The sequence below is a fragment of the Paraburkholderia sp. J10-1 genome, from assembly GCF_905220165.1.
GTDB lineage: Bacteria > Pseudomonadota > Gammaproteobacteria > Burkholderiales > Burkholderiaceae > Paraburkholderia.
In genome coordinates this window covers 62067-68553 of sequence record NZ_CAJMYW010000029.1, presented here as the reverse complement: position 1 = coordinate 68553, position 6487 = coordinate 62067, and the positions used below count along the sequence as shown (strand labels likewise).

The window sequence follows — 6487 nt, the reverse complement described above, 5'->3', positions numbered from 1 at the left end:
AATGAGCGCCTTGTCACTCAGTTCGGTGGTGCGAGATGACAGACGCTCCGGAGCCATTCAAGTGTGGTGGCGCGATGTGAACTGTGGCAGGCGCTGGCGGTTTGAGCGGCTTTCTTTTGCCTACTTTTCTTTGCCGCTGCAAAGAAAAGTAGGTGCCGCCCCGCACAGGGGCAACGCTGGCATACCGACACGACCACAAGGAAAGCCCAAAGCGGCAAGAGGCACAATTCAAGCCGCGGCCCGAGGCACACTCAGCGCCCGCTGCAACGCCGCACGCAGCACCTCGTAATGCACCGGCTTCGTGAGCCGGTCGAAAAACGGCGCGCCCTCGCCGCCCGAGGCGCCAGCATGATCCCCAATCGCCGCGAGCCCCGCCACATCGGCGCTCACCGCGATCACGCGCGGCTGCCCGAGCACATCCTGCGCGGTTAGAAGCCCCGCGACGAAATCGTACCCGTCGCGCCCCGGCATATGCAGATCGAGCAGCACGACATCGCACGCCTCGTGGGCGAGCAGCCCAAGCGCGCTGTCGGCATCGCCGGCCGCGAGCGCGCGGTAGCCCATATGCGCCACCATCTCGCACAGCGAATCGCGCACGAGCGGGTTGTCGTCCACGACGAGCACCTGCGGCAGCGCCCGCACAGGCAGCGCCGCTTCGGCCACGGCCGCGGGCGCCGGCGGCTCGACCGGCGTGACGGGAATGCGCACGGTGAAGGTCGTGCCTTTACCCACGCGGCTTTGCGTCTCGATCGTGCCGCCGAACAGCTCGACGAGGCCCCGCACGATCGCGAGGCCCATGCCCGCGCCCTCGTAGCGCCGCGAGCGCGACGTGTCGAGCTGCGTGAACTCCTTGAAGATGAGCGGTATCTGGTCCGCCGCCACACCCGGCCCCGTGTCGCCAACGACGATCACGAGCGTGTCGCCGCCTGCCGGCCGCACGGCTCCTTCCTCGCCATTCAAAGGCCGCGCGGCCCGCGCGGGCGCCTGCAGCCAGAATTCGAGCCGCACCTTGCCGCGCTCCGTGTAGCGGATCGCGTTCGTGACGAGGTTGCCGGCGATCTGGCGGATGCGGTGCGGGTCGGCCACCACGCGCCGCTGCGGTCCCACCCACGCATGCTCGAACGCGAGCCCGCGCGAGCGCGCGGCCTGCTCGTTTTCGTCGACGATCGACTGCAGCAGTTCGCGCGGCTCGAACTCTTCCTGACGCAATTCGAGCTTGCCCGCGCCAAGGCGCGCGTAGTCGGTGAGATCCTTCATCTGCGCTTCGAGCTGGCGTGCGGCGGTTTCGAGGCGATGGATCACCTTGCGGTCCGCTTCCGAATGCGAGTTGAAGCCGAGCAGTTCGATCGACGAGACGATTGCGTGCAGCGGCGTGCGCAGTTCGTGGCTGATCATGCCAAGGAAGGCGTCCTTCGCCATGCTCGCCTCGCGCGCGGCGCGGCTCGCCTGGTGCTCGGCTTCGAGCGCCGCGCGCTGCTGGTCGAGGAGCCGGGTGCGCCGGTAGCCGTTCATCACGAGCAGCACGCCCGCCGCCGCCGAAAGCACGAGCAGCACGAGCCCCGACGCAAACAGTTCGCGCCGCTTGGCGATGAAATCGTGCCGGATCGCCTCGCGCTCGGTCACGTCGGCGAAACGCCGGTTCAGCGCCAGGTCGGTCACCTGGGTCCAGTGCAGGTCGAGCGCCTTGAGCATCGGCACCGCGCGTTCGGGGTTGTCCGAGAGCGTCGCGATTTCGGCTTCGAACGGGGAAATGGTCGCGGCCAGAATGGCGAGATCGGCGTCCTGGCGCCGCTTCAAACCCGGCGTGGAGTCGAGCGACAGCGTCGAGCCCTTCATCACGTTGAGCTTCGACTGCAGCACTTCATAGCGCAGCCGCACCTTGTCGAGATCGCGGTCGATGCCGTCCGCGAACATCAGCAACTGGCTCTCGAAGCGCGCGTAGGCAATCTGCAGCTGCGCGGCGTCCCAGTACAGGCCGTCGTAATTGCCCGTGATGCGCTGCACGACCTGCGGGTTGAGCAGATTCGCATAAAGCAGATAGCCGACCGCCACCACGGGCGGCGCCAGCGCCGCCATCCAGATGATCGCCTGCAGCAGGCGTCGCAAGGGTCGTCGCATCAGCCGCCAGTCACCGCTTGATCGTCATTGACTTGATCTGCCACGCGAACTTCGCGTCGCCGGCCGCGCCATCCAGCTCGAGCGGATGCTGGTCGCGTGGATAAATCAGGAACAACGGGCCGAAATTGCTCACCTTCAGGCGCTGGCCGTTCATCTCGTAGGCCACCACCACGCCATAGCGCGCGGCGTCGGCCACGGGCACCACGCAGGTGTAGTCGTCGAGCGTGTGGATCTCGATCTGGCTGCCGTAGGCGCCCACCGTTTTGAGCACGTCCGAGAGCAGCGGGCCCGTGAAGGTCGAGCGCGGAGTCCAGGTCGTGGCCGTCGTGATCGAATGCGCGGGCAGCGCAAGCAGCTGCGCCTCAGTAAAGTGATACGCCGTGTGGGCCGCGTTGTTGGTCACGCGCACCTCGCCGTCCACGTCGAGCGAGAGCGAACCCGCAGAACCCGCAGAACCCGCCGCCTGCGCCGCATGTGCAAACTGCACGAACGGCAACAGAGCGCCCGCGAGCGCGAACCCCGCCACGGCGGCCCAGCGCCGCCAGCCTGGCCATCCCATCCCATGCCACATCTTGCCCGAGCCCTTTCGCGCGATGATTCGCGTCGTTGTCGTGTGTCTTTGCGCGGCGCTGCGCCGCGTTTTTCTGCTGCTGGTCCCGCCATTTCCCGCGGCTTCCCGCTTCCTCCACCCGCCAGGCCAGCAGGCGCTGGTGAGCATAGGCATAATATCGTCAAACATTGCGCTGACAATAGCCGTCTTTTTCTCGCACGCCGCTATCGGAAACGCGCGTTGTGCATTTGCCGCACATTTGCCTGGCACGCGCTTCGTCACTCATTTCAACCCATGGATAAACCTGTCGTTCCGCTCACCTACGAACAGCTCGATCACTGGGTCGAGTCGCTGCAACCGGCGCTGATCGATGAGGAATTCGACCTCGTGGTCGGCATTTTGCGCGGCGGCGCGCCGCTCGCGCTGATGGTTTCGCACGCAACGGGCGCGGGTGTCGCGTTCCTGCGCTATGACCGCGCCACGCGCGAAGTGCGCTGGGACTCCACGTTGCCGCTGCCCGAGCCGGGCGCGAAAGTGCTGCTGTGCGAGGACATCGCGGGGCGCGGCCATACGCTCGTGGACTGCATCGCGTTTCTGAGCGAGCACGGGCTCGTCGTGCGCACGCTCACCGGCGCCTATGACGACCTCAGCCGCTTGCGCCCCGATTATTCGATCGATGCAAGCGGCTATTTCGCGCTCTTCCCGTGGGAGCGCCAGGCCTACACCGACCGCTACCGCGCCGACTGGATTCGCGACGGCGACGGCGAGGGCACGCGCATGGCCGACGACCACGAGTACGCCGTCTACGCGATCGATCTCGACGGCGTCCTGCTCCCCGACATTCCGGTTGCGCGCTACGACGAAGACCTCGTCGCCGCGCTCGCCGAGCGCGATGAACTGGTGCCGTTCGAGCGCCTGCCCGGCATCGACCTGAAGCGCGCGCGCGCGATCATCACGGGGCGTCCCGAGATCGACCGCGAGCGCACACTCGCCTGGCTCGAGCGTCACGGCTTCGGGCACCTCGAACTGATCATGCGCCGGCCGGACGAGCATGACGACACGGCCGCAGCCGTGGCGGCGCACAAGGCCGCCGCGGCCATTCGCAGCGGCGTCACGCACTTCATCGAGAGCGATCCGGTCCAGGCCATCCTGATCGCCCAGAGTGCGCCGCTGTTGCGCGTGATCTGGTGGAACGCCCACGCGCGCACGGGCACGCTGATCGGCGCCTCGGCCTGGAGCTGAGCGAGAACGCCGTCACGCGCCGCCGCGCTGGCCCTCGATGAAGCGCGCGGCGCGCGGCGACGCCACCACGATGAGCTTCATGGCCGCGCGCGTCGCGCCAACGAAGAGCTTGCGCGCGGCGCGCTCGTCGAATGCCTCGAAATCCACCTCGGTCAGGATCACGCACGGTGCGGACTGCCCCTTGAAGCGGTAGATCGAATCGAGCAGCACGTCGCCTTCGCGGTACTGCGGATTGCCGAACAGGTCGTACTGGCCCGTGAAGCTGCGCAGCCGGTGCGGGCCGAGCTGGTCGAGCGCCGTGAAAAGCGAATGCTCGCGCCCGCGATAAGACAGCACAACGATGTCCTGCTTGCGAAAGCCGAGCGAGAGCGCCTGCGTGATCGCGCGTTTGGTCGCCAGAACCACGCCGGGCTCGGCGCCAGGTTCGGCTTCGCGCTCGTCCCAGCTCGCCACTGTCACATCGGAGCCATCGAACGGACTGCCCGCGGCAAGCTGCGCGATGGCGGGCACAGTCGGTCCGGCCACGTCGCGCAGGAACGCGAGGATGTCGCGCGGGCTGCGGTAGTTCGTGTTCTCGCGCAGCACGGTCCAGCCCGCCAGCGCGAGCGGCTCGCGCACGTACAGGTTCTGCAGCGGATCTTCGAGCCACCACCACGCAGCGTCTGGCCGCAACAGACGCTCGAGCGCACCGACCCACGGTTGCTGAAAATCCTGCCCCTCGTCGACGATCAGCACGTCGAACTGCCAGCGCCCGGCTATCGGCATCTCGCCGGAGCGCCGCACGAGCTCGTCGAATGCGCCGGGGCTGTCGAAATCGGGCACGTGGCCGCCGTCGCGCGCGACCCAGTCGCACAGCTGGTGATAGGTCGCCACCTTCGCTTCGGGCGGCGCGAGTTGCGCGATGTGATCCGCGAGCGGCCGGTTGAAGCACACGTACAGCGTGCGCGCACCGCGCGCCACGGCGTCCTTCATGACCTGCACGGCCAGTTGCGTCTTGCCCGAGCCCGCTGTGCCGATTACACGCAGCCGGAACGGCGCGAACTCGAGCCGGCGCGCCCACGTGGCGAGGCCGCCCGCGAGCCGCGTGACGAGCGTGTCCGCCGCGCCGACCAGTGCGCTGGTGTCGGGCGTGAGCGACAGTTCGTCGGCGAGAAAGTGATGGATTTTCGCGGCGCACGGCAGGCGCGGCTCGTCGGCGGGCATGGCTTCCAGCACGATGGCGGCGAGCTGCGTCTTGCGCGTGGCGTCGACGATGCGCGCGGGATTCACCCCCGCGATCGCCGGCTCGCGCACCACGTGGTCAGGGCAGTAGAACAGCTCTTCGAGCACGTAGGTGCCGGCGCCGAACGTTGCGGTGAAGCGCCGGTGCAGCCCTTCGACGGTGCGCGCGAGCGCGATCGCCACGTTGCGCTCGGTCTGCATGTAGGCCTTGACGAGCCCGCCCGGCGTTTCGCGCAGAAAGCCCGTTTTCTGCTCGACGATCATCACGCGGCCGGCCGGACTCACGATCACGAAATCGGCCTCGCCGAAGACCGAAAAGCCTTCGGAAAGACGCGTCCAGTGCACGCCGTGATAGACGGTGTAGCCGTTGGGCAAACCGCGTGCGAGCGCGGCGAGCGTTTCGCGCTCGCGCGCGGCGGCGCCGGTGGCTTCGAGATGCTGCCAGTCGTCGGGGACAATGCGGGCCATAAGCGGGTCTCGGGCGTACGCTGGGTGCGCGGCGGCGCGACCGCGCGGGAAATCGAGGGAGCGGTGCCGCACGAATCGGGCGCGGCGGGGGAACGCGAGGCGCTGCGCAGCGCCTATTCTACGAAATGCATGGCGGCGCAAAAAACTGCGCGAGAATCGTGTATCGTGGCGGCCTGCGCCAGGCTTGACCCCTTTTCCCCTTGCAAGGAGTACGCGCCAGATGATCACGATCTGGGGACGCGCCAATTCGGTGAATGTCCAGAAAGTCCTGTGGTGTTGCGATGAACTCGTCCTGCCGTTCCAGCGCATCGACGCGGGCGGCCCGTTCGGGCATCTCAACGAGCCTTCCTATCTCGCCATGAATCCCAACGGCAAGATCCCGACGATCTCGGACGGCAATTTCCTGCTGTGGGAGTCGAACGCGATCCTGCGCTATCTGGCGATGGAGTACGGTCCCTCGAGCCTGCTCTACCCGACCGACCCGAAGGTGCGCGCCTCGATCGAGCGCTGGCTCGACTGGTCGATGAGCACGCTCGCGCCCGCCGAGCGCCCGGTGTTTCTCGCGCTCGTGCGCACGCCGCCGGAGAAGCGCGACACCGCAAAGATCGCAGCCGATCTCGATCAGCTGACGCCGCTGTGGAGGCTGCTCGACCACCACCTGCAAGGCCGCTTCTTCCTCGAAAACGAGCGCTTCTCGCTCGCGGACATCGTGCTTGGCGCGTACGCACGGCGCTGGTTCGGGCTCGAAGGTGTGGAGCGCGAGCCGCTGCCGAACCTCGAACGCTGGTATCAGCGCATTGCGCAGCGCCAGGGCTTCCGCAAGTACATCGATCTGCCGCTCACCTGAGCGGCCACTCCAGGACGGCGCGGGCGGCCCGGCGGCGCGCC

Annotated in this window: 5 protein-coding genes; 2 read left to right on the top strand and 3 right to left on the bottom strand. The window is 67.6% G+C overall.

Translation table 11 applies throughout. The features are described from left to right. Nucleotides 1-228: 228 nt before the first annotated feature. On the bottom strand, nucleotides 229-2118 hold the full coding sequence (locus tag U5A65_RS38795; protein ID WP_321935784.1) for a hybrid sensor histidine kinase/response regulator: 1890 nt from the start codon (nucleotides 2116-2118) through the stop codon (nucleotides 229-231). A gap of 10 nt (nucleotides 2119-2128) precedes the next feature. Further along, complete coding sequence (locus U5A65_RS38790) at nucleotides 2129-2677, bottom strand: molybdopterin-dependent oxidoreductase (RefSeq protein ID WP_321949522.1); 549 nt, start codon at nucleotides 2675-2677, stop codon at nucleotides 2129-2131. Between the two features lie 285 nt (nucleotides 2678-2962). Here U5A65_RS38790 and U5A65_RS38785 point away from each other — a divergent pair, with 285 nt between their 5' ends. After that, nucleotides 2963-3910, top strand: a complete 948-nt coding sequence (locus U5A65_RS38785) for a phosphoribosyltransferase (protein ID WP_321949521.1) — start codon at nucleotides 2963-2965, stop codon at nucleotides 3908-3910. 12 nt (nucleotides 3911-3922) lie between these two features. On the opposite strand, the gene U5A65_RS38780 is transcribed toward U5A65_RS38785, so the two are convergent. Next, on the bottom strand, nucleotides 3923-5599 hold the full coding sequence (locus U5A65_RS38780) for an ATP-dependent helicase (protein ID WP_321949520.1): 1677 nt from the start codon (nucleotides 5597-5599) through the stop codon (nucleotides 3923-3925). A 220-nt stretch (nucleotides 5600-5819) separates the two neighbouring features. Between U5A65_RS38780 and U5A65_RS38775 the strand changes: the two genes are divergently transcribed. Further along, nucleotides 5820-6446 carry a glutathione S-transferase gene (locus U5A65_RS38775; RefSeq protein WP_321949519.1) on the top strand — a complete coding sequence of 209 codons (627 nt, stop codon included), beginning with the start codon at nucleotides 5820-5822 and terminating at the stop codon, nucleotides 6444-6446. The last annotated feature ends 41 nt before the right edge of the window (nucleotides 6447-6487 follow it).